At 66.2% G+C, this 26,148-nt stretch carries 23 protein-coding genes; 9 read left to right on the forward strand and 14 right to left on the reverse strand.

The genetic code is table 11. The annotated features are described in order from the left end of the window. Nucleotides 1-9: 9 nt before the first annotated feature. The 7 genes from ABQE89_RS03095 to ABQE89_RS03125 form a co-directional block, all read right to left on the reverse strand. Complete coding sequence (locus tag ABQE89_RS03095; RefSeq protein WP_448414000.1) at nt 10-1,452, reverse strand: MCE family protein; 1,443 nt, start codon at nt 1,450-1,452, stop codon at nt 10-12. A 5-nt stretch (nt 1,453-1,457) separates the two neighbouring features. Further along, a complete protein-coding gene (locus ABQE89_RS03100; protein ID WP_448414002.1) occupies nt 1,458-2,309 on the reverse strand; it encodes an ABC transporter permease in 852 nt (283 codons plus the stop codon). Beyond that, entirely contained in the window at nt 2,306-3,109 is an 804-nt protein-coding gene (locus ABQE89_RS03105; protein ID WP_448414004.1) for an MlaE family ABC transporter permease, read from the reverse strand. Before ABQE89_RS03105 ends, ABQE89_RS03100 begins: the two co-directional genes overlap by 4 nt. A gap of 357 nt (nt 3,110-3,466) precedes the next feature. Beyond that, nucleotides 3,467-4,228, reverse strand: coding sequence for an SDR family NAD(P)-dependent oxidoreductase (locus tag ABQE89_RS03110; protein ID WP_448414006.1), 762 nt, complete (start codon nt 4,226-4,228; stop codon nt 3,467-3,469). A gap of 5 nt (nt 4,229-4,233) precedes the next feature. Further along, complete coding sequence (locus tag ABQE89_RS03115) at nt 4,234-5,439, reverse strand: cytochrome P450 (RefSeq protein WP_448414008.1); 1,206 nt, start codon at nt 5,437-5,439, stop codon at nt 4,234-4,236. Further along, nucleotides 5,436-5,657 carry a ferredoxin gene (locus ABQE89_RS03120; protein WP_448414010.1) on the reverse strand — a complete coding sequence of 74 codons (222 nt, stop codon included), beginning with the start codon at nt 5,655-5,657 and terminating at the stop codon, nt 5,436-5,438. The genes ABQE89_RS03115 and ABQE89_RS03120 overlap by 4 nt, the downstream gene beginning before the upstream one ends. A 158-nt stretch (nt 5,658-5,815) precedes the next feature. After that, on the reverse strand, nt 5,816-6,538 hold the full coding sequence (locus ABQE89_RS03125; protein ID WP_448414012.1) for a GntR family transcriptional regulator: 723 nt from the start codon (nt 6,536-6,538) through the stop codon (nt 5,816-5,818). A 242-nt stretch (nt 6,539-6,780) separates the two neighbouring features. On the opposite strand from ABQE89_RS03125, the gene ABQE89_RS03130 reads away from it, so the two are divergent. Genes ABQE89_RS03130 through ABQE89_RS03150 form a run of 5 tightly spaced genes read left to right on the forward strand, consistent with a single transcriptional unit; the run spans nt 6,781 to nt 12,148 of the window. Next, nucleotides 6,781-7,767, forward strand: coding sequence for a cyclase family protein (locus ABQE89_RS03130; protein ID WP_448414014.1), 987 nt, complete (start codon nt 6,781-6,783; stop codon nt 7,765-7,767). Between the two features lie 49 nt (nt 7,768-7,816). Then, nucleotides 7,817-9,646, forward strand: a complete 1,830-nt coding sequence (locus ABQE89_RS03135) for a flavin-containing monooxygenase (RefSeq protein WP_448414016.1) — start codon at nt 7,817-7,819, stop codon at nt 9,644-9,646. Between the two features lie 27 nt (nt 9,647-9,673). Beyond that, nucleotides 9,674-10,876, forward strand: coding sequence for a thiolase C-terminal domain-containing protein (locus ABQE89_RS03140; protein WP_448414018.1), 1,203 nt, complete (start codon nt 9,674-9,676; stop codon nt 10,874-10,876). After that, nucleotides 10,876-11,343, forward strand: coding sequence for a Zn-ribbon domain-containing OB-fold protein (locus tag ABQE89_RS03145; RefSeq protein ID WP_448414020.1), 468 nt, complete (start codon nt 10,876-10,878; stop codon nt 11,341-11,343). The genes ABQE89_RS03140 and ABQE89_RS03145 overlap by 1 nt, the downstream gene beginning before the upstream one ends. Continuing rightward, a complete protein-coding gene (locus tag ABQE89_RS03150) occupies nt 11,330-12,148 on the forward strand; it encodes a mycofactocin-coupled SDR family oxidoreductase (protein ID WP_448414022.1) in 819 nt (272 codons plus the stop codon). The genes ABQE89_RS03145 and ABQE89_RS03150 overlap by 14 nt, the downstream gene beginning before the upstream one ends. Nucleotides 12,149-12,152: 4 nt before the next feature. Here ABQE89_RS03150 and ABQE89_RS03155 read toward each other — a convergent pair whose 3' ends face one another. From ABQE89_RS03155 to ABQE89_RS03165, 3 genes are all read right to left on the reverse strand, one after another. Further along, on the reverse strand, nt 12,153-12,902 hold the full coding sequence (locus tag ABQE89_RS03155; protein ID WP_448414024.1) for a GntR family transcriptional regulator: 750 nt from the start codon (nt 12,900-12,902) through the stop codon (nt 12,153-12,155). Between the two features lie 76 nt (nt 12,903-12,978). Continuing rightward, a complete protein-coding gene (locus ABQE89_RS03160) occupies nt 12,979-14,184 on the reverse strand; it encodes a CaiB/BaiF CoA transferase family protein (RefSeq protein WP_448414026.1) in 1,206 nt (401 codons plus the stop codon). A 46-nt stretch (nt 14,185-14,230) separates the two neighbouring features. Then, nucleotides 14,231-15,703 carry an aldehyde dehydrogenase family protein gene (locus ABQE89_RS03165; RefSeq protein WP_448414028.1) on the reverse strand — a complete coding sequence of 491 codons (1,473 nt, stop codon included), beginning with the start codon at nt 15,701-15,703 and terminating at the stop codon, nt 14,231-14,233. A 392-nt stretch (nt 15,704-16,095) separates the two neighbouring features. Between ABQE89_RS03165 and ABQE89_RS03170 the strand changes: the two genes are divergently transcribed. The 3 genes from ABQE89_RS03170 to ABQE89_RS03180 all read left to right on the forward strand — a co-directional run bounded on the left by ABQE89_RS03170 (nt 16,096) and on the right by ABQE89_RS03180 (nt 18,472). Further along, nucleotides 16,096-17,241: an acyl-CoA dehydrogenase family protein gene (locus tag ABQE89_RS03170; protein ID WP_448414030.1), complete on the forward strand. Its 1,146-nt coding sequence runs from the start codon at nt 16,096-16,098 to the stop codon at nt 17,239-17,241. 2 nt (nt 17,242-17,243) lie between these two features. Next, on the forward strand, nt 17,244-18,227 hold the full coding sequence (locus tag ABQE89_RS03175; protein ID WP_448414032.1) for an acyl-CoA dehydrogenase family protein: 984 nt from the start codon (nt 17,244-17,246) through the stop codon (nt 18,225-18,227). A gap of 83 nt (nt 18,228-18,310) precedes the next feature. Next, nucleotides 18,311-18,472 carry a hypothetical protein gene (locus ABQE89_RS03180; protein ID WP_448414033.1) on the forward strand — a complete coding sequence of 54 codons (162 nt, stop codon included), beginning with the start codon at nt 18,311-18,313 and terminating at the stop codon, nt 18,470-18,472. Between the two features lie 16 nt (nt 18,473-18,488). Here the strand turns inward: ABQE89_RS03180 and ABQE89_RS03185 are convergent, their stop codons facing one another. Further along, the gene (locus ABQE89_RS03185; protein ID WP_448414035.1) at nt 18,489-18,974 is read right to left on the reverse strand and encodes a flavin reductase family protein; all 486 of its coding nucleotides are present in this window, start codon (nt 18,972-18,974) and stop codon (nt 18,489-18,491) included. Between the two features lie 135 nt (nt 18,975-19,109). Between ABQE89_RS03185 and ABQE89_RS03190 the strand changes: the two genes are divergently transcribed. Continuing rightward, complete coding sequence (locus tag ABQE89_RS03190; protein ID WP_448414037.1) at nt 19,110-19,754, forward strand: GAP family protein; 645 nt, start codon at nt 19,110-19,112, stop codon at nt 19,752-19,754. Nucleotides 19,755-20,151: 397 nt separating this feature from the next. Here ABQE89_RS03190 and pe read toward each other — a convergent pair whose 3' ends face one another. From pe to ABQE89_RS03205, 3 genes are all read right to left on the reverse strand, one after another. Next, nucleotides 20,152-21,288: an acyltransferase PE gene (gene pe / locus ABQE89_RS03195; protein WP_448414038.1), complete on the reverse strand. Its 1,137-nt coding sequence runs from the start codon at nt 21,286-21,288 to the stop codon at nt 20,152-20,154. Nucleotides 21,289-21,361: 73 nt separating this feature from the next. Then, complete coding sequence (locus ABQE89_RS03200) at nt 21,362-23,110, reverse strand: AMP-binding protein (RefSeq protein WP_448414040.1); 1,749 nt, start codon at nt 23,108-23,110, stop codon at nt 21,362-21,364. Beyond that, a complete protein-coding gene (locus ABQE89_RS03205) occupies nt 23,107-26,127 on the reverse strand; it encodes an MMPL/RND family transporter (RefSeq protein ID WP_448414042.1) in 3,021 nt (1,006 codons plus the stop codon). The genes ABQE89_RS03200 and ABQE89_RS03205 overlap by 4 nt, the downstream gene beginning before the upstream one ends. Nucleotides 26,128-26,148: the final 21 nt, after the last annotated feature.

The raw sequence follows: 26,148 nt of genomic DNA on the forward strand, positions 1-26,148 counted from the left end.
CCTAACCGCCTAGCTCGGACCCAGCGGTGGGTGCGCCGGTAATGGAGTCGGCTGCGCTCCGGGATGCGGAGCATGGAACGGCTCCTCTCCGGGTGGTAGCGGACCGGGCTCGCGGGGTTCGCCGGGTGGCGGTGCCGGCGGAAGGCCGGGGTACAACGGCGTGCCATCCGGCGCGTACAGCTGAGCGCCGTAGGGTGGCGCACCGGGGTACGGGATCGGCCCCGGAGCCGGGCCGCCGGGGTAGCGGATGCTCGGCGCCTCCGGCACCGCGCGGGTGACGGGGAAGTAGTTCGCCCACCCCGGGAAACCGATACCCGGATTCGGACGCAGGTCCAACCCGGTTCCCCAGCCGGTGTTGGTGACCAGGTAGCGCTGCGGCCAGTTCTTCGAGACATCAGGCAGCGAACCACAACTCGGCTTGCCGCCGGGCCCACCCTTGGCGCCGTTGACGGGTAGGTGCTGCGGGTATTTGTACGGGTCGTCGCCCGGTAGCAGTGCGACATCCAGGATGATCGACTTGCCGTTGCGCCCGCCTGCGATCTCGCCCCAACCCATGTCCATGGCCTTCTGTGCGCCGACCAACGTGCAGGTCAGCACCGGGTCGTACTTCTTCAACAGACGGGTGGTCGGCTCGAGCGAGTTGATGCTGTCCACCAGGTTGTCCTTGTTGGGAGCGATCAGATCGATACCGGTGCGAGACAGCCCGATCAGGTTGAGCAGCAAGGCATCCAACGCCTCGGCGTTCTCGGTGATCGTGGTACTCGTTGTGCTCGCGGCGTCCAGAACCGTCACGATGTCCTGAGCCGCGGCGCCGTAAGTGTCGGCGACGGACTTGAGCGCACGGAAGTTCTCCCGCATCGTCTCACTGCGGGGGTTGACCGCCGACATCACCTCGTTGATGTCGGTGATGGCCTCCCCGAGTCCTTCGCCCTTACCGCGCAGCCCCTCAGCCAATGCGGACAACACCGCGTTGAGTTTCGATGTGTCGACCTGCTGCAGCAGGTTGACCAGGTTCTGGAAGACGGTGTTCACTTCGATGCTCACATTGCGTGTCCTCACGACCGCCCCGGCCGCAAGGCTTTTCGCGCTTGGCTGCTCTGGCGTGATGAGCTCGACATACTTGGCGCCGAACGCGGTGGGCGCGGCGATCTGGCCTTCGACGTTGGCCGGAATGTATTTCAACTGCTCGGGGTAGAGCTCCAGCTCGAGTCGCACGGGGTTGTCCGCCTGAATCGAGGCCACCCGACCCACCTGCACACCGCGCAGTTTGACCTTGGCGTCCTTCTCCATCACCAAGCCGACCCGGTCTGACGTCAGCGTCACTCTGGTGTACGGCCGGAAGTCGCGGTTGAACATGCCGACCGTCAACACGACCAGGCCGGCGATCACCGCCACCTGGATCGTCATCCAAATCGCCGGATGCAGCCCGGCCACACGCGATTTAGGTCTCATCTTCGCTATCCCGATAGGTTGAAATCGCCGGCCTTGCCGTAGACGGCCATGCCGATCATCAGCGTGGTGGCCACCGCCACGATCAACGACGCGCGTACCGCGCGACCGACCGCTTCGCCGACACCTGCCGGTCCGCCCTTGGCGGTGAATCCGTAGTAGGTGTGCAGCAGCATCACCACCAGGGCCGTTCCGACGGCTTGGGTCAGCGCCCAGATCAGGTCGAGTGGCTTGAGGTAGGTGGTGAAGTAGTGGTCGTAGACACCCGCCGACTGTCCGAACGCATAGACGTAGACGAAGCGTGTGGTCAGGTATGCCGCCTGTGCGGACAGACAGAACAGCGGGATGGTGACGATCACGCCGGCCACCACGCGGGTGGACACCAGGTAGGCCATCGAGTTGATGCTCATCACCTCGAGCGCGTCGACCTCCTCGTTGATGCGCATCGCACCGAGTTGCGCCGTGGCGCCGGCACCGATTGTGGCGGCCAGGGCGATGTTGGTGATCAGCGGCGCCGAGACGCGAGTGGTGACGTATGCGGAGAAGAACCCGCCCACCGCGTCGGCGCCCACGTGGCTCAGTGACCGATGCGCCTCGAGTCCGTTGAGTGCCCCCAGCGACATCAGCAGGAACGTGACGATGACGACGGTTCCGCCGATGGCGGCCAGCGTCCCCACACCCAAGCTGGTCTGGGCGATCACCCGCAACGTCTCGACCTTGTAGCGAGCCAGGGCGTTGGGAATCAGCCGTAACGTGTTGGCGTAGAACGCCGCCTGGACGCCGGCGCGATTCCACTCGTCGCCGAACTTCCGCAGCATGTGCACGATTCGGGGCCAGGGTTGGCGGGTGGGAGTACTCATGAGGCCATCTGCGCATTCATCGCGGTCAGTACGACATTGATCATGAACAGCGTCATGAACGAGAAGACGACGGTCTCGTTGACCGCGTTTCCGACTCCCTGCGGCCCGCCCCCTACCGTGATGCCCTTGTAGCAGGCGATCAATCCCGCGGCCAGACCGAACAGGACGGCCTTGACAATCGCTATCAACGATTCACGAAGTCCCACAAGGAGGGTCAGGCTCGATGCGAAGGCACCCGGCGTGACGTTCTGCAGGTAGACCGTGAAGGCATAGTCGGCCGCCAGTCCGGTCGCGGTGGTGATGGCGTTGAGCAGCAGGGCGTTGACCGTCAGCGCGGCCACCCTGGGCACCAGCAGCCCGCGAACCGGGTCCAGTCCCATCACGCGCAGTGCGTCGATTTCCTCGCGAATCGTTCGCGACCCGAGGTCGGCGCACATCGCTGTCGCACCTGCGCCCGCGACCACCAAAACCGTGACCATCGGCGCGATCTGGGTGATGCACGCGACGCCGGCGGTGGCACCACCGACATCGGCCGCACCGAGCTCGACCAGAAGGGCGTTGAGCAGGAAGACGGCGAACGCGTTGAACGGGATCGACAGCAGGATGGCCGGGACGATCGCCACCCGAGCGACGAACCATGTCTGGTCGATGAACTCGCGCCACGCGAACGGCGGCCGAAACATCTGCACCAGAATGTCGAGCGAAACGGCGAAGAAGTTGCCGATCTCGCGCGCCGGTTTGGCAACGACGTGTATCGCCCTCTCGGGGTCAGCGGTCGGGACCTCAGTCTGAACTGCCATGCCAGCTAGGTCCTCCCTCCATGGTCGACAGCCGCCGCACGGCCACGCATCCTGGATACAGACGCTGCTCAACGTACAGCAGGCCGATCATGCCGTCAATCCCCCGTATCGGTGCACGAAAACGGCCGAAACAGGCCCTTTTCGGTCACTTTCGGCTATTGCGCGGACATCGTGTCGAGCGCCGACGGCGTGACAGGCGTTGGTGCCCGCCACCGGGACCGACGGTGTGTGAGTCATGTAAAACCCGTTCTCGCACAGGGTGAAAGGCCATCGGTCCGGGTTGACCGGACCATCGAGGCGGCCTTGCATCCGGGATGGTCTGATCCACCGTTCAGTCGGTGGGTGTTCGCGTCGCCTCTACGAGAACGAGAGGCCCGAGGTCCAAGCTCCGTCGACGACGAATTCGGCTCCGCTGCAATAGGAAGCGGCATCTGATGCAAGGAACCCGACGACTTCGGCGACTTCTGCCGGCGTGGCCAGTCGCTTGAACGGGACCAACGGCTTCAACGCTTCCGCGGTGCCTTCCTCGGCCCCGATGTCGGCTTCCTCCAGCATCGGGGTGTCGATCGGGCCCGGACAGACCGCGTTGACCCGGACGCCTGATTCGGCGACTTCCAGGGCGACCGACCGGGTCAGTCCGATGACCGCGTGTTTGGTGGCGCTGTAGACCGCCTCGCCGGGCATGCCGCGGATGCCGTTCATCGAGGAGACGTTCACGATCGAACCGCTCTTGGCTTCCACCATCCCGGGCAGCACCGCGCGCATCCCGAGGTAGGGGCCGGTCTGGTTCACCGCGACCACCCGGTGGTAGTCGTCCAGTGAGCTACCGATCACCGGCGCGATCCAGAGCACACCCGCGTTGTTCACCAGCACATCGATGCGTCCGAACTGACGGGTGACCTCGGAAACGGCACTGTCCCAGGACAGCTCGCTGGTCACGTCGAGTTCGACGAACGACGCCCGATCGCCGAGGCCGGCCACGAGGCTCTTGCCGTCCGCGCTGTTGACGTCCGCGGCGACCACCGTCGCCCCTTCGGCGACCATCCACTCACAGACCGCGGCGCCCAGCCCTCTGGCGGCGCCGGTCACCAGGGCGACCTTCGATTCGAGTCTCGACATGGCCGTCATCCGACGTTGAACTTGATCGGAACCGAGACATACCCCTGTACCTGTCCGGGGCACCATCGCACCTTGGAATCATCCTCGATTTCGAAGTCTGGGATGCGGCGTAACAACTCCTCGAGGAGGACGCGCATTTCCAGCCTCGCGATGTGAGCTCCGATGCACTTGTGGATGTGCCCGCCGAAGGTGAGATGACGGTTGGGGCTACGGTCGGGCACGAAGGTCTCCCCTTCCGGGAACTCCCGCTCGTCGCGATCCGCAGATCCGACCATCATGATCACCACGTCGCCGGCCTTCATCTGCTGTCCGGCAAACTCGATGTCCTGCACCACCACCCGGCTGGGCTGCGAAGGTGACCAGAACCTGAGCATCTCCTCGACCGCGCCGGGGATCTTCGAGTAATCGGAGGCCAGCTCGTGACGAAGGTCGGGGTCCTTGGCCAAATGCCACATCATCGAGCCAATGGCCTTCTGCGTGGTGTCGATACTGGCCAACAGCAGAAGCAGGCAGAAGCCGAGCAGCTCTTCCTGGGTGAGGCTCTTGCCGTCGACTTCGGAGCGGATCAGCCGGGACAGGACGTCGTCTCCGGAGGGGTCTGCACGCCGCTCCTCGAGCTTGGCCGTGAAGTATTCGTACTGCTTCTGCATCGCCACCTTGGGCGCCTCGGGATCATCCGGCGAGTTGTCGACCACCGCGGACACCCATTCCAACAGAAGCGGTGCGTCTTCGTTGGGCACACCCAGCAGCGTGGTGCCCATGTAGCACGGAATCGGCTCTGCCAGTGTCTTGTACGCGTCGCACCGGCCGGCGTCGATGAATCCGTCGATGAGTTGGTTGACCACGGCGCGGATCGGTTCCTCCCACTGCTCCCGGGTTCGCCGTGGTGAGAACGCCGGCGCGAGCAACGAGCGGTACAGCGCATGATCTGGCGGATCGAGTTCGATCGGAATCATCGGCGCATCCTGCGGGAATGCCGGAAACGTGATGCGACGCGACGAGAAAACCTCTGGCCGGTGCATGATCTCGTAGCATTCCTGGTAACCGGTGGCGACCCAGAAGCCGCCGTACAGTTCGCTTCTGCCAACCGGGGATTCGGCCCTGAGCTCGCGGTAGATCGGGTATGGCGACTGCCCGTCGGGCTTGGTCGTCATATGGTCGAAATCGGAGTAGCTCACCGGACAAGCGGTCGATTCGGTCACCTTGGTCATCGCTGCGCACTCTCACTCTCGTGGATCGTGATTGCCTGCTCCGGACAGTTCGCGCTGACCTCGGCCACCCGAGCCAACAGATCAGCGTCATTCGCAGATAGCCCGTCAGGAAGGAATCCGGAATGGCCATGGTCGTCGACGGGTTCGAACAAATCCGGTTCGATGGCGTAACAACGCCCGTGGCCGTGACAACGGTCCTGGTCGATTAGAACCTTCATCGATGGTGTCCCTTATTTCTCCGGTTCTCGGATATTTCCCGCGGCTGACTACTCGCATCCAGCCGATCCAGTCGCATAGCGCATCCTGGATACAGACAAGCCGGACGTTACCGGAGAACCAAACACGCCGTCAATCGTTTCGGTGACCGGGGGTACCGTCAGCCGAAATACGGGGCGAGGCGCAGTGTTCGCTGGATATGGCGCCTCGCCTCCTGCTCCGCCGCCTCGGGCTTGCGTGCGACAACCGCCTCCAGGATGCTCTTGTGCTGTGCCTGCGCCTGGTCGAGGATCTCTTTGTACGTGTTGTTCGGGTTTGCGGCGGTGAGGTTCGCGGCGGCGGTCTCCCGCACGAGCGGCAGGTACAGCATTGCCGAACTGGTGCGGATCAACGAGGAGAAGGACTGCACCCTGGCATTGCCCGACGCGAGTGCGAACAACTCATGGAACTCCGCGTGCGCACGGTTGCGGCGGACCGGGTCATAGGGATCCGAGGAGTCCGCCATCTCGGCCAGCAGGTGGCGAGCGCGCTGTTCGTCCCCTTCCGCCAGGCCATTTCGCGCAGCGAGGCGGGCCCCGAGCCCGTCGATGACCTCACGAAGCTCGTACATCTCCCGCAGCTCGTCCGGGCTGATCTGCACGACCTCGACGGTCCGGTTGCCATCCGACCTACGTACCAGTCCTTCACTGTCCAGGACGCGGAGCGCCTCTCGCAACGGTGTGCGGCTCACGCCGAGTTGGGCGGCCAGCGCGACCTGAGGAAGCGGGGTGCCGGCGGGCAGCGTCCCGTCGACGATGCTCTCCCTGAGCCGGTTGATGACTTCGTCGACCAACCGTGGGGTCCGCCGTAGCAACTCCATGCGGGTTGATGCGTCGGCCGTCATTGTTCCTCCTTAGGGGCGGGCCCGGAGTCTGCCAGCGGATCTCGGCCCTGCGTCCCACGCGCCGGACGCGTGGCCGAATCACGCCGCCTTCCTTCGGGTTCGCGCTGTGAGACCAGTGTAAATCAGGTAAATCAAAAGGTGGTCTTGTCGATGCGCATCCTGGATGCAATACTGCGCTGGAACAGAGTTCCGAGCCCTGCCAGGCGATGGTGAACCTTCACGACCGAGCAGATTGAGTCCAAGTGGATAGTTTGAGCGAATTCCATCGAGTTGCTGCCCAGGTGCGCAACTGGGGTCGCTGGGGTCCGGCCGACGAACTGGGCACCCTCAACTTCATCGACGACGACAAGGTCAGGCAGGCCGCGAGCCTGGTGAAGAAGGGCAAGGTCTTTCCGCTCGGAATCGAGTTCGGGACCTCGAGCCCGCAGGGTGGTCTTGATTTCCGTAACAAGCCGATTCACCTGATGACCGTGGACGGCGGGGACGAGACCCAGTGGGCCAGGTACGGCAGTCAGTGGCCGGAAAACAGTACCGCGCAACAGATCAGCCACTACTTCGGCGCCAGCGCGTTCCGATTCAACGACGACATGATCATCATGCCTCTCCAAGCATCGACGCAGTGGGACGCGCTGTCGCACGCATACTACGACGGCCAGCTCTACAACGGCTTTCCGGCCGCGTCGGTCACCAGCGCGGGCGCTTTTTACTGCTCGATCGACAAGGTCGACATCAAGGGGGTGACGACGCGCGGTGTGCTCATCGACATCGTCAAGCACCGCGGTGTCGACTTCCTGGAACCCGGTAACGACATCACCCCGGCGGAGCTCGACGCGGCCGCCGCCGCGCAGGGCGTCACCGTGCAGCGGGGCGACGTCGTCGCTGTCCGCACCGGCTGGATCGCGAAGTTCCGGCAAACCGGAAACTCCCTGGAGCCCTACTCGGGCCTGGCCTGGACGGTCGCGTCCTGGCTGCACGACCATGAGGTCGCTGCCGTCGCGTCGGACAACGTCCAAGTCGAGAGCCTCGAGTCCGGAGTCGAAGGCATGTTCAACCCGCTGCACCTGTTGACGTTGCGGGACATGGGCATGATGCTCGGCGAATTCTGGTTCCTCGATGATCTGGCGGCTGATTGTGCCGCCGACGGTGTGTACGAGTTCCAGTTGGTGGCGCCCCCACTGCGAGTCACTGGTGCTGTCGGTTCACCCGTGAACCCCATCGCGCTCAAATAGCGGCACGTCTGACCCCCACACCCCAATCCATCCGTAGGAGGCGACAAGCATGGTTGACCCGCAGGAGTTGGCACGGAAGTACGCGGAGGAGCGCGAGAAGCGCATCCGGGCCGACGGCGCGGGTCAATACATTCCGGTCGAGATCGGCTCCGAGGTCGAGGCAGATCCGTTCACCAAAACTCATCCCCGCGAGCCGATCACGAAGGACACCGAGGTCGCGGTCATCGGGGCCGGCTTCGCCGGTCTGCTGTCCGCAGTACACCTGAGGAAAGAGGGCGTCGACGACATCACCGTCATCGACAAGGCGGCCGACTTCGGCGGGACCTGGTACTGGAACCGGTATCCCGGCATCGCCTGTGACACCGACTCTTATCTGTATCTTCCCCTGTTGGAGGAGACCGGCTACGTTCCGGCGATGAAGTACTCCCCGGGCGACGAGATCTTCGACTACGCGAAGGCGATCGCCAAACAGTACAACCTCTATGAGGGTGCGGTGTTTCAGGCCCGGGTCCGCGATGTCGTCTGGGACGACGACGCGTTTCGCTGGACGGTGACCACCGACCGCGGCGACCAGATCAGGGCGCGATACGTCGTCCTGGCCACCGGCGGCATCCTGCACCGCCCCAAACTGCCCGGCATTCCCGGACTCGAGACCTTCAAGGGCCACTGGTTTCACTCGAGCCGATGGGATTTCGATGTCACCGGCGGGGACTCACGAGGCAATCTGCACAAGCTCGCCGACAAACGGGTCGCGATCGTCGGCACCGGACCGACGGCGTTGCAGGCCTTTCCGCACGTGGCCAAGAGTGCGAAGGAGACCTACCTGGTGCAGCGCACGCCCACCATCGTGTTGCCTCGCAACAACGGGCCCACCGACGAGGAATGGTTCGTCAATCAGGAGCCGGGCTGGCAGGAGAGGCGTTGGGCCAACTTCGAGGCGCAGATGCTCGGCATCCCGGTCGAGGAGAAGATCGTCGAAGACGAGTGGACCCGGGTATGGAGCATCCCACCCCTGGAGACGCCCGAGGACGGTTCCGAACCCGACATGGACGCGTATCTGCGCAGGGTCGAGGACAACGACATCGCCCAGATGGAACGTGCCCGGGCGCGGATCGAGGAAGTGGTCGACGATCCCGAACTGGCTGAGGCGTTGAAGCCCTGGTATGCCACGCATTGCAAGCGGCCCGGCTTCAATGACGAGTACCTGCAGTCCTTCAACAGGCCCAACGTGCACCTGCTCGACACCGACGGCAAGGGGGCAGACGCGGTCACCGAGAACGGGATCGTCGTCGGCGGCAAGGAATACGAGGTCGACGTCATCGTCTACGCCACCGGTTTCGAGGCCGTGGTCACCCCTGACCGCTCCGGAGGCTTCGATGTCATCGGTTGCCACGGCCGCACCCTCGCCGAGGCCTGGCAGCAGCGAGTGCGGTCGGTGCACGGAATCCAGACTCACGGTTTCCCGAACATGTACATCGTCGGCGGGCTGCGGCAGACCGCGGTCACCGTCAACAACACCTACGCGTTCAACTATCAGGCCCGGCACGTGGCTTCCTACATCGCAGCGCTGCGGGAGCAGGACGTGGCCAAGATCGACATCACCGAATCCGCCGTTCAGGAGTGGTGTGATGTCATGGACGAGAAGGTGGGCCTGGTCTTCAATGCAGAGGCGGTCCAAGCCTGTACACCCGGCTATTTCAACAACGAGGGTGACTTCGACGCCGACACCGGCAATTTCGAGCACGGTCGGCCGATCTGGGTCGATGCCTACGGTGGTGGGACGTTCGAATACCAGGAGATCCTGTCGAAGTGGGTGCAGTCGCGCGCGTACGAGACCAGGGCCACCATCGTGCGTGCCGGTGAGTCCGACGACCACTAGTCGACCCCGGCGACTTCAGGGTCTGAAATGACCGACACTGACCACCACCACCGTGACACGTGCGCCATCATCGGGATCGGCGCGACGGAGTTCTCCAAGACCTCGGGTCGTAGTGTCGCCGCGCTGGCGGCCGAGGCCAGCCTGGCGGCGATCGCCGACGCCGGGCTGACGGCCGCGGACATCGACGGTGTGGTCCGCTCCGACTACGACACCGTTCATCACAGCGACATCGGTCAGTGGCTGGGGTTGACCAATCTCACCTACTGGGGTGCGACCGGAACCGGCGGGGCCTCCCCCTGCGGCATGATCGGCCAAGCGGTTGCCGCGATCATGTCCGGTCAGGCCGACAACGTCCTGGTCTACCGGGCGCTCAACGGCCGGTCCGGTCTGAGATTCGGTAAGGGAACGGCGATTCAGCAGTCCGGCGGCGCACACCGCGTCGGTGGCGGCGGCACCCTCGATGAGTTCTTCCTGCCGTTCGGCCTGATGGCCCCGGGGCAGCTGTACGCGATTTACGCACGCCGGCACATGCTCGAATACGGTTCGACTGCAGACGACCTCGCGAGTATCGCGATGACCGTCCGCAAACGCGCCAACGCGAACCCGGCGGCCATGATGGCCGACCGCACGATGTCGCTCTCCGACTACCACCGGTCGCGCATGATCGCCGATCCGCTGCGGCTGTTCGACTACTGTCTGGAGTCCGACGGAGCGTGCGCTGTGGTGGTCACCGCTGCCGACCGCGCCGCTGACTCGCCACAGCCGGTGGTGCTGATTCGCGCGGTCTCTCAGGGAACCGTTCCAGAAATGCAGGGCGGTAAGGTATTTCCTGCGTTGATGCGCCCTGACCTGATGACCAACCCGTCCAGAAGCGTGGCCCGCGAGCTGTACCGACGGGCCCGGCTGGGCCCGGCCGATGTCGACGTCGCCCAACTCTACGACTGCTTCACGATCACGGTGCTGTTACAGCTCGAGGACTACGGCTTCTGCGCGACCGGGGAGGGCGGCGCCTTTGCCTCCAGCGGCGCCATCGACATGGCCGGCAGCATCCCCATCAACACCGCCGGGGGCAATCTGTCCGAGGCTTACATCCACGGGATGAATCACATTCTGGAGGGAGTTCGGCAGCTGCGTGGCCAGTCGACGTCGCAGGTGCCGTCGGCGCAGACGTGTCTGGTCACATCGGGTGCGCCGGCGATGACCAGCGCGATGATCTTGAGGGCGGCGTGATGTCCGCCGGCAGCCCGCGCCCGCTTCCGGTCGTCGACGACGAGGAAACCGGCGGATTCTGGAAGGCGGCCAGCGAACACCGACTCGTGGTCCGCGTGTGCAATGCCTGCGCGGGCACGCTTCATCTGCCGAAGTCGTACTGCCATCACTGCGGATCGTGGGATGTCGGTTGGCGCGACGTGCGGCCGAGAGGCTCGGTCTATTCGTGGACCGTTCTCCACCACACGGTTCACGAGGCGTTTCCGGCGCCATGGACGGTGGTGCTGATACAACTCGACGAGGACCCGTCGATCCGCTTCGTCGGCCAGCTGCCCGGCGCGGCACAACTCACCGCCGGCATGCCGATGCGGGTGCGCTTCGAAGACGTCGAACCCGGCGTCACGCTGCCCCAGTGGGAGCCTGTCCCCGCCTCGGAGCTCCCGGACGAACAACCAAACGAAAGCGAGGAACGCCATGGGAACGCTTGAGGGCAAAGTCGCCTTGATCACCGGAGCCGCCCGCGGGCAGGGCCGCGCCCACGCGATCCGACTCGCCGAGGAGGGCGCCGACATCATCGGTGTCGACATCTGCGACCAGATCGGCACCGTGACGTACCCGATGGCCACGCCCGACGATCTTGCCGAGACAGTCGCGTTGGTCGAGAAGCTCGGACGCCGCATGGAGTCCTTCGTCGTCGACGTCCGCGACGCCGCCGCGCTCAAGTCCGCAGTCGCCGACGGGGTGGCCGCGCTCGGACGGCTCGACATCGTGCTGGCCAACGCGGGCATCATGTTCCAGGGCCTCGGTGCGGGCCGCGACGACGAGGCGTTCCGCGATGCCATCGAGGTGATGCTGGTCGGTGTGTGGAACACGATCCAGGCGGCACTGCCGACACTCGAGCGTCAGGGACAGGGCGGTTCCATCGTCATCACCAGTTCCGTCAACGGTTTGAAGGGCATGGTCGCGGGGACCAACGGTGGCAACTTCGGCTACGCGGCAGCCAAGCACGGTGTGGTCGGGCTGATGCGGATGTACGCGAATTATCTGGCGCCACAGAGTATCCGCGTCAACACCGTACACCCGACCGGCGTCGACACCCCGATGCTGGCCGGTTTTCACGAATCCGCTGCCGCCGCCGACCCAGCGCTGGCCGCGGGCCTCGGCAACCCGCTGCCCGTATCACTGATCGAGGCACGCGACGTCGCCAACGCGATCGCCTGGCTGGTGTCCGACGAGGCTCGCTACGTCACCGGTATCACGCTGCCGGTGGATGCGGGCATGATCAACAAGTGACCCGTCATCCCGGGCTGGTGGCGCGGGAGGCTACCTCGATCAGGTCCGAGTTCAGCACGGCGCGGATGTGCTGGCACGCAGCCAATTCCGCGAGATCCCCGTTGCCGCTGCGAATTGCGTCGACGATGGCATGATGCTGCTTACCCGCGGTCGCCAGCACCTCGACCAACCGATCCTCTGTCGGATCCAGGTCACCGAGATAACTGTGCAGCGACACGCTGGTCATCCTGATCACGTCCAGCTGTTGACGTAGGCGGCTGTTGCCGCACGACTCCGCGATGTGGACGTGGAAATCCATGTGGGCGGAAAACCAGCGAGACGAGTCGAATGGATCAGTCGCCTCATCCATCTCGGTCAGCAGGGAGTCCAGTTGCTTCGAGGTCTTCTCCGACAATCCCTTGGTGGCCAGGAGCCGTGCGGCCAAGCCGTCCAGCACCTCGCGCACCTCATAGAGGCCCCGTAGCTCCTGCTCGCGGCTGGTGAACTCGACGACCTCGATCGTGCGGTTGCCGTTCGAGACGCGGACCAATCCATCCTGCTCGAGAATGCGAAAGGCCTCCCGCAGCGGTGTGCGGCTGACCTGTAGCTTTTCCGACCACTCGTTCTGGAGCAGAACGGTTCCGGGCGGAATCGTGTGATCGAGGATCATCTCGCGTAGTTTTGCCGTGATGCCGTCCACCAGCCGGCCCCCGGCGACCCGCTGTTTGGACGCAGATTTGCTCTTGTCGGGGGAACTCCGGCGGCTGGCTGACACGAATCCAGGATACAGCTGGGGCGGCGCGAGTGGCAATATCACCGCTGAGCCGCAAAAGCCTTGTCGAACTTGCAGTTCAGAGGACGGTGCCGGACACCTTGTGATCGATGATCTCCTCATGGTCGAGCCCCAGCTCGAGCAGGATTTCGTCGGTGTCGGCGCCGTGCTCGGGCGCCGGCCGTAGCGGGTAGCGCTGTTCGCCGAACTGCCACGGTGAAGCGGCGATCGTGACGTTGCTGCCGTTGACGTCGACACCCATCAGGTACTCGTTGGCGAGCACCTGCGGATCCCGGCTCACCTCGTAGGTGGTCTGCACCACCGACCACGGTCCGCCCAGGCCCGCCAGCCTCTCGGTGATCTCCGCGAGGTCGTAGCGGGCGAAGGTCTGGTCCAGGGCCGCGGTGCACGCCTTGTTGTTCACCCCACGCGCCGCGGAGTCGAGGAACCGCACATCCTGCGCGAGCTCCGGCACGCCCAGACACTCACAGAGCCGCCCGAAATACCGATCGGACTGAAACAGCGAGAGCTTGACGAATCGTCCATCCCGGGTGCGATACGTCAGTGACGCCGGGTTCAGGTTCTCCTCGCGAGACGTTTTCTGGATGGGTCCACCGCGCTGGGCGGAAGCGATGATCGCCGGCGAATTGCCCCACACCGCAACGCCGAGCAGGGAGACGTCGACCAGGGGAGGTTCACCGGTGCGCTCTCGATGGAACAGGCCCGCCGCGATCGCGCCGGCAACGGCGGTCGACCCGGGCAGGTCGCCCAACGCGGGGGGCATCGGCGCCGGCTCCGCCGCACCGGCCGGGGTCAGGTTGTCCGCCGCTCCGCCCCTGGCCCAGAAGGTCGTCCCGTCGAATCCCGGCATGTTCCGGTCGTCACCCGCGGGACCGTAGCCGCTGCCCCGGACGTAGACGACATCCGGGTTCATCGCCCGGACATCGTCGACCTCCAACCGCAGCCGCCGGCGACTCTCCGGCAGCAGGTTGGTCAAGAAGACGTCCGCGGTCGCGATGAGCCTGCTCAGTAAGCGATGACCATCGGCCGTGCTGATGTCGAGACCCAAACTCCGCTTGCCGCGGTTCGTCTGTTGCACGAGCGGTTCGAACGGGGCGTTGCCCACACTCATGTCGGCGATCACGAGATGCCGTTGCGGGTCCGGTCGCTCCGGGTGCTCGATCTTGACCACATCAGCGCCCCAGTCCGCCAAGATCGCCCCCGCGGCCGGAACGAACAGATACGAGGCCAGTTCCACCACCCGGATGCCCTTGAACACCTTCATTCCGACCTCGGCACTTCTACGCTGTGTGATGATTTCGGCCGCGCGGTCACGACTTTGGTGTGGGGTAGCCGATGACGCGGGTGTCCAGGAACTCCTCGAAGCCCGCCTCGCCCCATTCGCGGCCCAGGCCGCTCTGCTTCATGCCCCCGAAGGGGGTGTCGCGCGCGAACCACGTCGCCCCATTCACATCCATCGTGCCGGTGCGGACCTGTTTGGCCACGCTGAGTGCCCGTTCGTCGGTGGCCGAGTACACCGCACCCGACAGGCCGAACAACGAATTGTTGGCGATGGCCACGGCTTCGGACTCCGAGTCGTAGGGAATCACCGCGAGAACGGGACCGAACGTCTCCTCCTGAGCCAGGGTGGAGTCCGGATCCACGTCGGCGATCACCGTCGCCTCGACGAAGTAGCCGGTCTCGGCCGACTCCGGGACGCCGCCGCCCGCGATGATGCGGCCGCCCTCGGCGCGGGCCTTTTCGATGTGCTGCAGCACCCGCTGCTGGTTGGCTCCACTGATCTGCGGACCCATGTGCGTGTCGAAGTTGCGCGGGTCGCCCCAGATGACTTGGGAGGCAACCTCTGCGGCGAGTTCGAGGCCTTCCTCATACTTCGCTCTCGGCAGCAGCAGCCGGGTGAGGTTCGTGCAGCCCTGGCCCGAGTGCCTAGCCATCCGCGGAACGTTGAAGCGCACCACCGTCTCGATGTCGGCGTCGTCGAGCGCGATGGTGGCCGACTTCCCGCCCAGCTCCAAGGCGACCTTCTTCACCCGCTCCGCCGCGGTGGCCATGATCCTCTTGCCGACCGCGGTGGACCCCGTGAAGCTGATCATCTCGACGTAGGGATGCGCCACCAGCGCCTCACTGACCTCTGCTTCCGAGCTCGTGATGACGTTGACGACGCCGGGCGGGATATCCGTCTCCTCGACCACCAGCTTCCCGATGAAGTTGGCGGTCCACGGGGTCAGCGGCGACGGCTTGATCACCACCGTATTGCCGGCCGCGAGGGCCGGACCGACCTTGTAGCAGAGCTGTTGAATCGGATAGTTGTACGGCGTGATGAGAGCGGTGACGCCCCACGGCTCCTTGATCAGCAGCCGCTCGTTCGGCGACACCATCGCCGGATGGGGCGCCAAGTTGCGCTCGAACGGATAAGTCTCGGCGAACTCCATCCAGTCGGTGAGTTCATCGACCGGATCGTCGAGCTGGAATTGCTTGGTCATGAAGATCGGGCAGCCGACCTCCGCGACGAGGATCTCGCGGAGCTCTTCGAGGTGGCGTTGCATCGCCTCTCGCAGCTGGCCCAGGCACCGCGCCCGGAACGCATGGTCCTTGGACCACGAGGTGTTCTGGAAGGCATGGTGTGCCGCGGAGGCCGCCGCATCCACGTCCTCGACTCCGGCATCCGGGGTCTGACCGATCTCGGTCTCGAAGTACGGGTCGATGTTCGGAAAGGTCTTACCCGAGCGCGCGGCCACCAGGCGTCCGTCGATCAAGAGCTGAGGGGTGAAATCCTCGGCCATACATGCCTCCTGCCAAAGCGATAGCGGCCATATCTTTGTATCCCGGATTCACCGGTAACCTATACCGCGCCACGACGGAAAGTCAACGCAGCGCGGAGTCGACCCACTCGGGCGACCATCGCCGGGCGGGCGACACGCCTGGCCCCCGATCACGTCTTCACACCTCCCGAGATCCCACGCCGATGCCCTGACACTGCCCGCCCCGCTCCCACGAAACTGTTGACCCACAACCGTTTACCAGTACCAACATCCACTATGCACGTCGTGACACCGCCGTCCGGCTGACGACAGCCATCTCCCGCGGGCCGACCTCATCCCGGTCCACTCGCCGATTGACACCCCCGGCCGGCGCACCTAGCATTCGTCGCATCCTGGATACAGAGGGAATTCGAATGGATCTGAGACCGACGGAGGCCCATCAGGCGTTCCGCGCAGAGGTCCGCCAGTGGCTTGCCGACAACAAGCCAACGTTGCCCATGCCGCCGGGCGACTCGCCGGACCACTTGGCCACCCATTTGGCTTGGGAGAGGCGACTGTTCGATGCCGGCCTGGCGGTGGTCACCTGGCCGCAACGATACGGCGGCCGTGACCTCGACCTGTGGCACTGGCTGATCTTCGAGGAAGAGTTCTATCGGGCAGGACTGCCACAACGCGTCGCACAGAACGGAATCTTCCTGCTGGGACCGTCGCTGCTGGAGTTCGGTACCGACGATCAACGGGACCGGTTCCTCCGGCGCATGGCCTCCGTCGAGGACCTGTGGTGTCAGGGTTGGTCGGAGCCGGAGGCGGGCAGTGACCTCGCGTCGCTGCGTTCACATGCCGCGCGCGACGAAGCCGCCGGCGGCTGGCGGCTTTTCGGTCAGAAGTGCTGGACCACACGAGCGGCCTTCAGCACGCACATGTTCGGGATTTTTCGCACCGACCCCACGGCCGGACGTCATCGCGGCCTCACCTACTTCCTCGTGGATCTCGACCAGCCCGGGGTGGCCGTGCAGCCGGTCGCCAAGTTCGACGGTCAACCCGGATTCGCCGACGTCTTCTTCGACGGCGCCTTCGTCGCCGATGCGGATGTGCTGGGTGGAGTCGGCAACGGGTGGGCGGTCGCGATGGCCACGACGGGGTCGGAGCGCAGTCTCTCGCTCCGCAGCCCGGGCCGGTTCCTGGCGACCGCCGAACGGCTGATCGAGCAGTTCCGGGAAGCGCCGGAAGCGATCCGCACAGACGCCCGATACCGAAGCCGGGTCGCGGACGCCTGGATGGGCGCGCAAGCCTACAAACTGGCCACCGACTGGACCGTCACCAGACTGCTCGACGGCGCACCGCTGGGAGCCGAAGCCAGTCTGAGCAAGGTGTATTGGTCGGAGTTGGACATCCGACTTCACGAGGCGGCACTGGCATTGCAGGGCCACGACGCCGACCTCGACGACGAATGGATGAACGGCTTCGAGTTCGCGTTGTCCGGCCCGATTTACGCGGGCACCAATCAGCTGCAGCGAAACATCATCGCCGAGCGGCTCCTCGGACTGCCGAGGCGATAGTCATGTACTTCGGGTTCACCACCGATCAGCTCGCGCTCCGCGAGAATCTGCGCGATGTCCTGGTCGAGACGTGCCCGCCCGCGGTGGTGCGCAACGCCTGGCGCGACTTCCCCGGCCCGGTCCCGGGTCTGTGGAGGCAACTCGGGGCGGTCGGACTGCTCGGACTGCTCGCGCCCGCCGATATCGGCGGGCTCGGGGGTTCGGAGATCGATCTCGTCTGCCTGGTCGAGGAGTGCGGAAAGTTCGCCGTACCGGGACCACTTGGCGAGCACATCGCGGCCGCGGTGCCCGCACTGGCCGCCGCGGGCACCCCGGAGGTCCACGCCGCCATCGCCGGCGACGTCGTGGTTGCCGTCCAGGAGCCGGGCGCCCGACGGGTCCGTTGGGTCACCGGAGCGGACCTGCTGATCTACCCCGACGACGAAGGCCTCGGGTTGGCGACGCGTGCCGACCTCGACATCGACCGACGGCCGTCATCGGTGGACCGGTCGGTTCCCTCTGCGGTCGTCACCCCGGTGCGGACGCGGACACTGCCCGGCGCCGACGCCGTGCTGGCCCGACACCGGGCGACGTTGGCCGCTGCCGCACAACTTCTCGGCCTGGCGGATCGCATGATCACGATGTCCACCGAATACGTGAAGTTGCGAACCCAATTCGAGGTCCCGGTGGGTTCGCAGCAGGCGGTCAAGCATCTGCTCGCCACCGCGTTGGTGAGCCTCGAACACGCGCGCCCGGTCGCCTATCGCGCTGCGTGGGTTCTGGCCGCCGGCGCGCCGAACCCGGAACTCGCGGTCTGCTTCGCCAAACTCTATGCCCAGCGCGCAGCCGAGTTGGCGGCGCGAACCGCGCTGCAATGTCACGGCGCGATCGGCTACTCCTGGGAGCACGACCTGCATCTGTGGATGAAAAGGGTGTGGGCGCTGGGCACCGCCTGGGGCACGACCGCCGCCCACGAAGACGCGGTCGCCTCGGCGGTCCTCGGCTGACCGCTGCTAAAGGCGGCCTTGAGTTCACCGGGGGCGCGGGTAACCTCGGGGAAAGCAGCCAATCAACGACGAAAGGCAGCGCTATGCCCTTGCGTGAGCGACACAGCATCACCGAGATCCGCACCGCGATCCGCGAGCTCAGCAAACGAGCGGCCCTGGCCCGCAAAGAGAGCCGAATCGCCGATGCGGAGGAGATCGAGCAGCGGATCCAGGCCTACCGCGAGGAGCTCGCCACTCGGCCCTGACCCGCGCGACCGGCCGTCACGCGCCGAGGCGGCGAAACGTGCTGCGGTGAAACACGATCGGTGCAACGTCCGGGTTCACCGTGATGTCCTTGACCCGCAGGATGACGATGGTGTGGTCCCCCGCGGGAACCACGTTCTCGATCGAGCTCTCCAGCCACACGCTGGTCCCACCGATGAACAGCGCACCCGACTCGCGCGAGACCGTGTCCAGGCCCGCGAACCGGTCGCCGGTCTTGGCCGCCAGTGTGCGCGCGGCCTCGTCGTGTGACTCGCCGAGCACGCTGATGCCCAGCGACGGCCGATCCTTGAGTTTCGGCCAGGTCTCCGAGGTGTTCTGCACGCAGAACGAGACCAGCGGCGGATCCAGCGACACGGGGACGAAGGTGCTGGCCGCCAGTCCGACCCGGACGCCGTCCACCTCCGCCGCGATCGCGATGACTCCGCACGGGAAATGCCCGAAAGCCTCCCGCAACGACGTGGGACTCAGGTTCGTGTCACTCATAGCACCTCCATCGTCACATGAACTGCGCGCGCGGTGGCGGCCGGGCATCGCCGGGGTGCCCAGCGGTAACGTGACGCCCGTGCCAATCCCGCTCCGCATCGCGACTCGGCGCGACCGCGCCTGATTCCCGCGCGCATGTGGATCACCCTGCTGGTGATGGCCGTCGCCGTGAGCTTCGAACCATTCCGGATCGGGATGACGGTGCTGATGCTGAACCGACCTCGGCCGCTGCGGCAACTGCTGGTGTTCCTGTGCGGGGGCTTCGCGATGGGAGTGTCCGTCGGCCTGGTGGTGCTGTTCGTCGTGGGCTCGGCGGTCGATCCCGCCCAGTTCACCCTGCCCAGGGTGCAGGTGGTGATCGGGGTGCTGGCGCTGCTGATCGCGGCCGTGATCGCCGTCCGGCCGGTGGGCACCGGCCGCTACGGACAGCGTGTCTCGGCGTGGGCCCGTCGCCTCGCCGACGGCCACTCGCTGCGGGTCGCGGCGGTGGCGGGCCTGGGTATCGCGCTGCCCTCGATCGACTACCTCGCCGCGCTGGCGGTCATCGCCGCCTCCGGGGCGCAGGCCGCCACTCAGATCGGTGCGCTGCTGACCTTCAACGCGGTGGCCTTCGTGTTCGTCGAGGTCCCCCTGCTGGCCTATTTGGTGGCGCCGGCGCGAACCCAGGCGGCGATGACGTCGCTGCACGACTGGGTGCGGTCGCGGCGCCGACGCGACGTGGCAGCGCTGCTGGCCGTCCTCGGCTGTGTGCTGCTCGGTGTGGGAGTAGCCGGCTTATAGCGTGGACATGCAGAACTGGCCGCCGTCCTGGCGGTAGTGCGAACGCAGTCCTAACCTCGATATCGACGTCAGGGCTGTCGATTCGCCGGCGGACGCGTTATCTACAGCCGTGGTGTCGAACTGGGGCATAGCACTTGTGATTCGTCACTGGCCGACAAGACGATCGTCGCCTATGACTGGTCCCATCCTCGCGGGGTGCACTGCGGTGGAACTACACCGCTCTCCACCCCGACGTGTACGTGTGCAAAGGCGAACCCACGGACTTACTCGTCTATGCGCCGGCCGCGTGGATGTGGACCGGCCGCCGGGGCATCGACGCCGGCGTGACACGGCGGCGCTGCTGGCCGCGCTCGGCTGTGTGCTGCTGGTCGTCGGACTCGCCGGGCGGTAGCCGGAACTACGGCTGCGGCTGATTGTCCAGGACGTACTGCAGCCCGGCCAGCAACTGCGACACCGGGTCCGCACCGCCACCGAACGCTGCCTGCGTGGCCGGTGCGGTGACCTCCGCCGGGTCGTAACCGTTCACCGGATCGACGGTGATCGGCGCGGTCAGCGGATTGTCGTGGCGGGAGTATCCGGCGTCCACGTAGGGCTTGAGCACCGCGTCGAGCTTGATCAGCGTCTCCTGGTCGACGCCGAGGTACTTGAACGGCAGCACCAGCGGCAGATGTTCCTCGGGAATCAGATACGTCGTGGTCTTGGCGCCCCTCGAGTTGACCGTCGTCCTGATGTTCTGCGGCGGCACCATGCTCGGGTCGGTGAACGCCACCGCGGTGTGACCGGTCGCCAGACCCACGATCGCGTTGGCGACCGAGAGCCAGTTGTCGGGCCGGTCCGGCCAGTCGGCGATGCTGTCGTAGGCGGAGACGAACTGATAGGTGTCGTACTGGCTTTCGACGGGCGGGGGGATCCGGTAGTCCAGCGACGGCACCACGCTGCTGACCGGGAACATCTGGGTCAAGAAGCTCTCGCCGAAGGCATGCCGGGCGACCGGGTCCCCGTACATCGCGAAGCTCAACTCGTCCGGCGGTGGCGCGGCGGGATCGTAGGCCAACCGCGCCTGCACGTCGTTGAGCACCATCGCGCCCTCGGACAGGCCGATCGCGGTGCCGCGGCCGCCCTCCCGGATCGCGGTGATCAGGTTCGGCCCTCCGACATCGACGGATTCGCCGACGCTGGGGCCGTCGAGCCCGAGGCCCGGCACATAGCTGTCCCCGAATTCGCCGATGCCGGGGAACAGCCGCTCCAGCGTGTGCCCCTGCACCTGGCCGGCGGGGTAGTCGACGATCTGCCGCTGGAGTCCGGGGAACCAGTCCGCACCCGTGCGCATGATGTATTCGTCGTACGGGATGCCCAGGACATGCGCGCCGCCCAGCGCGTATGCCCGCCCCGGGGTGCCCAGCGGCGGGCCGTCAGCCGCCCGGGCCGGGTCCGCAGGTGCGGGCGGCTCATCGGCGACGGCGACGCCGAGCCCGAAAGCGCCTGCGGCGCCGACGGTTATCAGCGCGGTGCCCGAGGCGAGGAGTCGTCTCATCCCTGTCGTGCACCTCCCGCCGACCGCGCTCGGCCGCCTCGGTTGAGACCTTACTCCGCCCATGCCGTCGGCCTCAGCCGTCCAACCGGGCGAACTCGCCGCGCCGATATTGCTCGACGCATGCGCCGCGCCGGATCTTGCCGCTCGTGGTGATGGGCAGCGACCCGGCCGCCACCAGGACGACGTCATCGACACTGAGGCCGTGCGCGTTGGAGATCGCCGCGGTGACGTCGCTCTTGACCGCGTCGAGTCGCCGCATCGCGTCCTCGGCGGGGACGGTCGGCTGCTTGAGTTCGATCACGGTGACCAGTCTCTCGGTGCTGTCCACCGGAACCGCCAACGCCGCGACCCGCCCACCGGTGATCGGCTGCACCGTCGCCTCGATGTCCTCGGGATAGTGGTTACGACCGCGGATGATCAGTAGATCCTTGACCCGGCCGACGATGAACAACTCGCGGTCGTAGATGAAGCCGAGGTCGCCGGTGCGTAACCACGGCCCCTCCGGTGTCCCGGCCGACGGGTCGACGAGCGTGGCGCCGAAGCAGCTCTGTTCGTCGGCCGGCTTACGCCAGTACCCCCCGGCGACGTTCTCGCCGAGAAGCCAGATCTCGCCCACCACGTCCGGCGGACATTCGCGACAGGTCTCGCTGTCGACGATTCGGAGCAGAGGTGACTGCGGCACGGTGTATTTCACCAGCGCTGTGGTCGCGCCGTCGCCCGGTCGGCAGGGGTGCACGCGGCCCGCGCCCAGCTTTTCGGCGTCGAAGAGGGCGGCCGGCGAGGCTTCACGCCAGCTGCCCGACGTCACGAACACCGTCGCCTCCGCCAGGCCGTATGCCGGACGCAGCATGTGATCCCGAAAGTTGAAGTGCGCGAACCGATCGGCGAAGCGTGCCAGGGTGGCCGGCTCGACACGTTCGGCGCCGTTGATGATGCCCACCACCCCACCGAGGTCGAGACCGGCGAGGTCGCTGTCGGAGGTCTTGCGGGCGGCCAGGTCGAACGCGAAGTTGGGCGCTCCGGAGAAGGCATGCGGATTTTCCGCCAACGCGCGGATCCATCGGGCCGGTCTCTCCAGGAAGGCGGCCGGATGCGTCAACGCTGCGGGATGGCCGCTGAGGATCGGTAGGCAGATTCCCAGCACCAACCCCATGTCGTGGTAGAACGGCAACCACGAGACGAACGTCGCGTCCGGCGGCAGCGGGGACTTCGCGAAGAAGCTCCGCATCAGCTGCTCGACGTTGACCGTGAGGTTGCGGTGCGAGAGCACGGCTCCGGCGGGTAGCCGGGTCGAACCCGAGCTGTACTGCAGATACGCGATGCTAGGCAGCCCGATCGGTGGCGCGCCCGCCGCCTCCTCGACATCCAGATCCAGCGCATCGATGGCGACGACGGTGGCCGCCGAGTCCAGCGCCGCCGCGGCGACGAACTCGCCGACGTCGGCCGCCGACGCTGATGTCGTGAGCACGACCGAAGGCTCCGCATCGGCGAGAACCGCGCTGACCCGGTCGTGCCCCGAGCCGGGATTCGGCAGCGGCAACGGCACCGCGACGAGTCCGGCCTGCATGGACCCGAGGAACGCCAGGATGTACTCCAGGCCCTGCGGAGCCAGGATCACCGCTCGGTCACCGACCGAGCCGTGCCGGCCAATCTCACGGGCCAGGTTCATCGTTCGGTGCGCCAGCCGCGACCAGCTGAGACTTTCGGAGACGCCCGCCGGGTCGCGCCCGTAGTCGGTGAACGTGAACGCGACGTCGTCGGGCCGCAGGCTGGCCCGCCCGTGCAGCATCGACAGGATCGACGATTCGGCGGGTGCGGTCACGACATATCCGTATCAGATCGCCCGGCCGACAGGGCCGGGGCCGAGGGCGCAGGCCGCTCGGGTGCCGGTCGCGACGGCCACCAGTTCGCCCGGCCGACCAGCGTCGCGATCGCGGGCACCGTGATGGTGCGTACCACGAAGGTGTCCAACAGAATTCCCACACCGATCACGAAACCGCCCTGGACCACGATGCCGATGCTGGAGAACAACAGTCCGCCCATCGAGGCGGCGAAGATCAGACCCGCCGCGGTGATCACGCCGCCCGTCGAGCCCAGCGTTCGGATCACGCCGTAGCGCACGCTGTGCGGCGATTCGTCGCGCAGACGCGACACGAAGAGCATGTTGTAGTCGGCGCCCACCGCAACCAGCACCACGAACGCCAACGGCGGCACGCTCCAGTGCAATTCCTGGCCGAGGATCACCTGGAACATCAGCACGCCGATACCGACCGCCGCGAAGTACGAGAGCACCACGGAGCCGACGAGGTAGAGCGGTGCGATGACGGTGCGCAACAGCACCGTCAGGGTCAACAAGACCACGATGAGTGTCGCGGCGATGATGAACCGGATGTCCTGCTGGTAGTAGTCCCTGGTGTCACGCAACGCGACCGGGAACCCGCCCATCGAGATCTCGGCGTCGGCAAGCGTGGTGTTCGGCTGGGCACCGCGAGCGACGTCATAGATCTCGTCGACCTGATCCATCGCCTCGGGGCCGAACGGGTTGAGTTCGGTCTGCACGAGGTAGCGCACCGACCGGCCATCCGGCGAGATGTAGGCCGCCGCGGCCTTCTTGAAGTCCGGCAGGTCGAGCACCTCGGGCGGGATGTTGAACCCCGCCTGCGACGGGTCCGCCGCGTTGTTCTTCATGGTCAGCAGGAACGTCGAGGCCTCGTCGAGGCCGGCGGCGATCACCTTGACCTGCTTGACGAGCTCATCGACCCCGCCGGCCACCTCCCGGCTTCCGGTGGCCAGCCGGTCGGCGCCCTGCTGCAGGTCGTCCAGCCCGGCCTGCGGGCCGCCGGGCTGATCCAGGCCCATGGTGTCGACCGCCTTGGTGACGTTCGCCATCGCGGCGTTCAGCCTCGTCACCGCCTCGTTGAGCGTCTGCCGGTCCTCGACACCCTGCAACTCCTGCGCGAGACCGTTGATCTCGTCGAGGCTGCCGTCCTGGCGCGCCGCGACGAGCCGCTGGAACTGTTGTCGGGTGTCGACGCACGACGGGTTCGCGTCGCAGACCGCGTTACCGTTCAGCGCCATCAGCACCGGGCCGATCCAGGCGAACATGTCCCGGACGGTGCGGAAGTTCACGCCCATCGAATTGCCCAGCGCGTTGACGCTGGCGACCAGCTTGGCCGCGGTCTCGACGTCGCGCACCAACTTGTCGCCGCCGTACTCGGTGCGCACCGAGGAGAACGTGTCGACCAGATCCTGAATGCTGGGCGCGATCGCGTTGATCTGAGAACGCACGTCGGCCAGGCTGTCGGCGAGTGTGTTTGCCCCGTCGGTCAGTCGGTTCAGGTCGCCGCTGCGGGAGCCGATCTGCGCGGAGCCGTCGGCCAGCCGGCTGCCGACCAGACCCGCCTGGAAAGTGGCCCGGAATTCCGGCGGCACCTCGCCGAGAGGTCGGGTGATGCCGCTGACCAGTCCGATGTTCGGCAGTTGCGCGACCCGCGACGCCATCTGTTCCAGGTCGGCCAGGGCGCGCGGCGTGCGCAGGTCGTGCGGCGACTGCACCAAGATGTACTCGGGGATCGACCTGCTGACCGGAAAGTGCCGTTCCAGCGCGGCATAGCCCAGTGAACTCGGCGCCGACTCGGACACGACCTTGCGATCGTCGTAGTTGTAGCGCGCGAAACCTGCCAGACCGGCCAGCAGGACCAGCACGAGCAGGCTGACCACCAGATGCGGCACCGGCCTGCGCACGATCCGGATCCCCGAACGCCGCCAGAACCGCGCGGTCAGCTCGCGCCGCGGCTTGACCCATCCGCGCGGACCGGCCAGCACCAGGATCGCCGGAAGCAGGGTCACCCCGGCGAGGAACGCGATGCCGATGCCGATCGCCGCCGCCATGCCGACCGTTCGGAACACGCCCATCTGGGCGAAGTTCAGCAACAGAAACGTGAACCCCACCGTGGTGGCCGACGCGGCGATCACCTTGCCGATCGAGATCATCGCCGCCTTGACCGCGCGGTCGTAGCCCTCACCGCGCCGCAGATAGTCGTGATAGCGGCTGATCAGGAACACCGCGTAATCCGTTCCGGCGCCGGCCATGATCGCGCTGAGAAACACGATGGACTGATTCGAGACGCCCGAACCGGTCAGGTGAGCGTACCCGGCCACCACGGCCTGCGCGATCACCACCGACGTCCCGATCGTCACCAACGGCAGCAGCATCGTGACCGCATTGCGGTATACCGCCAGCAGCACGCCGAGCACCAGCACCGCGATCGCGATCTCGATGGGCAGGCGGTCCTGTTCGCCGGCGACGGTGAGGTCGGCGACGGTGGCCGCCGGCCCGGTCAGGTGAACTTCGAGGGTGCTGCCCGCGACGTTGTGTCTGATGACGTCGGAAACGCGGTTGAACGAGTCGAAGGCCCGCGGTGTGCCCAACTCCCCCGCGAGGCCGACGGGCAGCACCCAGGTGGTCTTGTCCTCACTGGTCAGAAACGGTCGCAGCTGTGGCGTCGCGACGAAGTCCTGCACCGAGACGACATCGGTGACGTCGTCGTGCAGCGCGTCGACGAGTTTTCGGTAGGCAGCCTCGTCGGCCGGCGTCAGCCCGTTCTCGTTGATCAGCGCGACCACCAACAGGTCGTCGTTGCCCGACTCGTGGAACGCTTCGGCCATCTTCTCGGCGGTGACCGTCGACGGTGCATCGCCGGGCAGGATGACCAGCGGATTGCGCTCGGCCATCTCGCCCAGCGACGGGAAGGACAGCGGCAGGGCGATGGCCATCGCGATCCAGACGCCGATCACCGCCCAGGGCCAGCGCACCACCAGATCGGCTAGCCGCCGCATGTCGCGGTCACCCCCGCGGGG

This window comes from Mycolicibacterium sp. XJ1819, assembly GCF_053483675.1.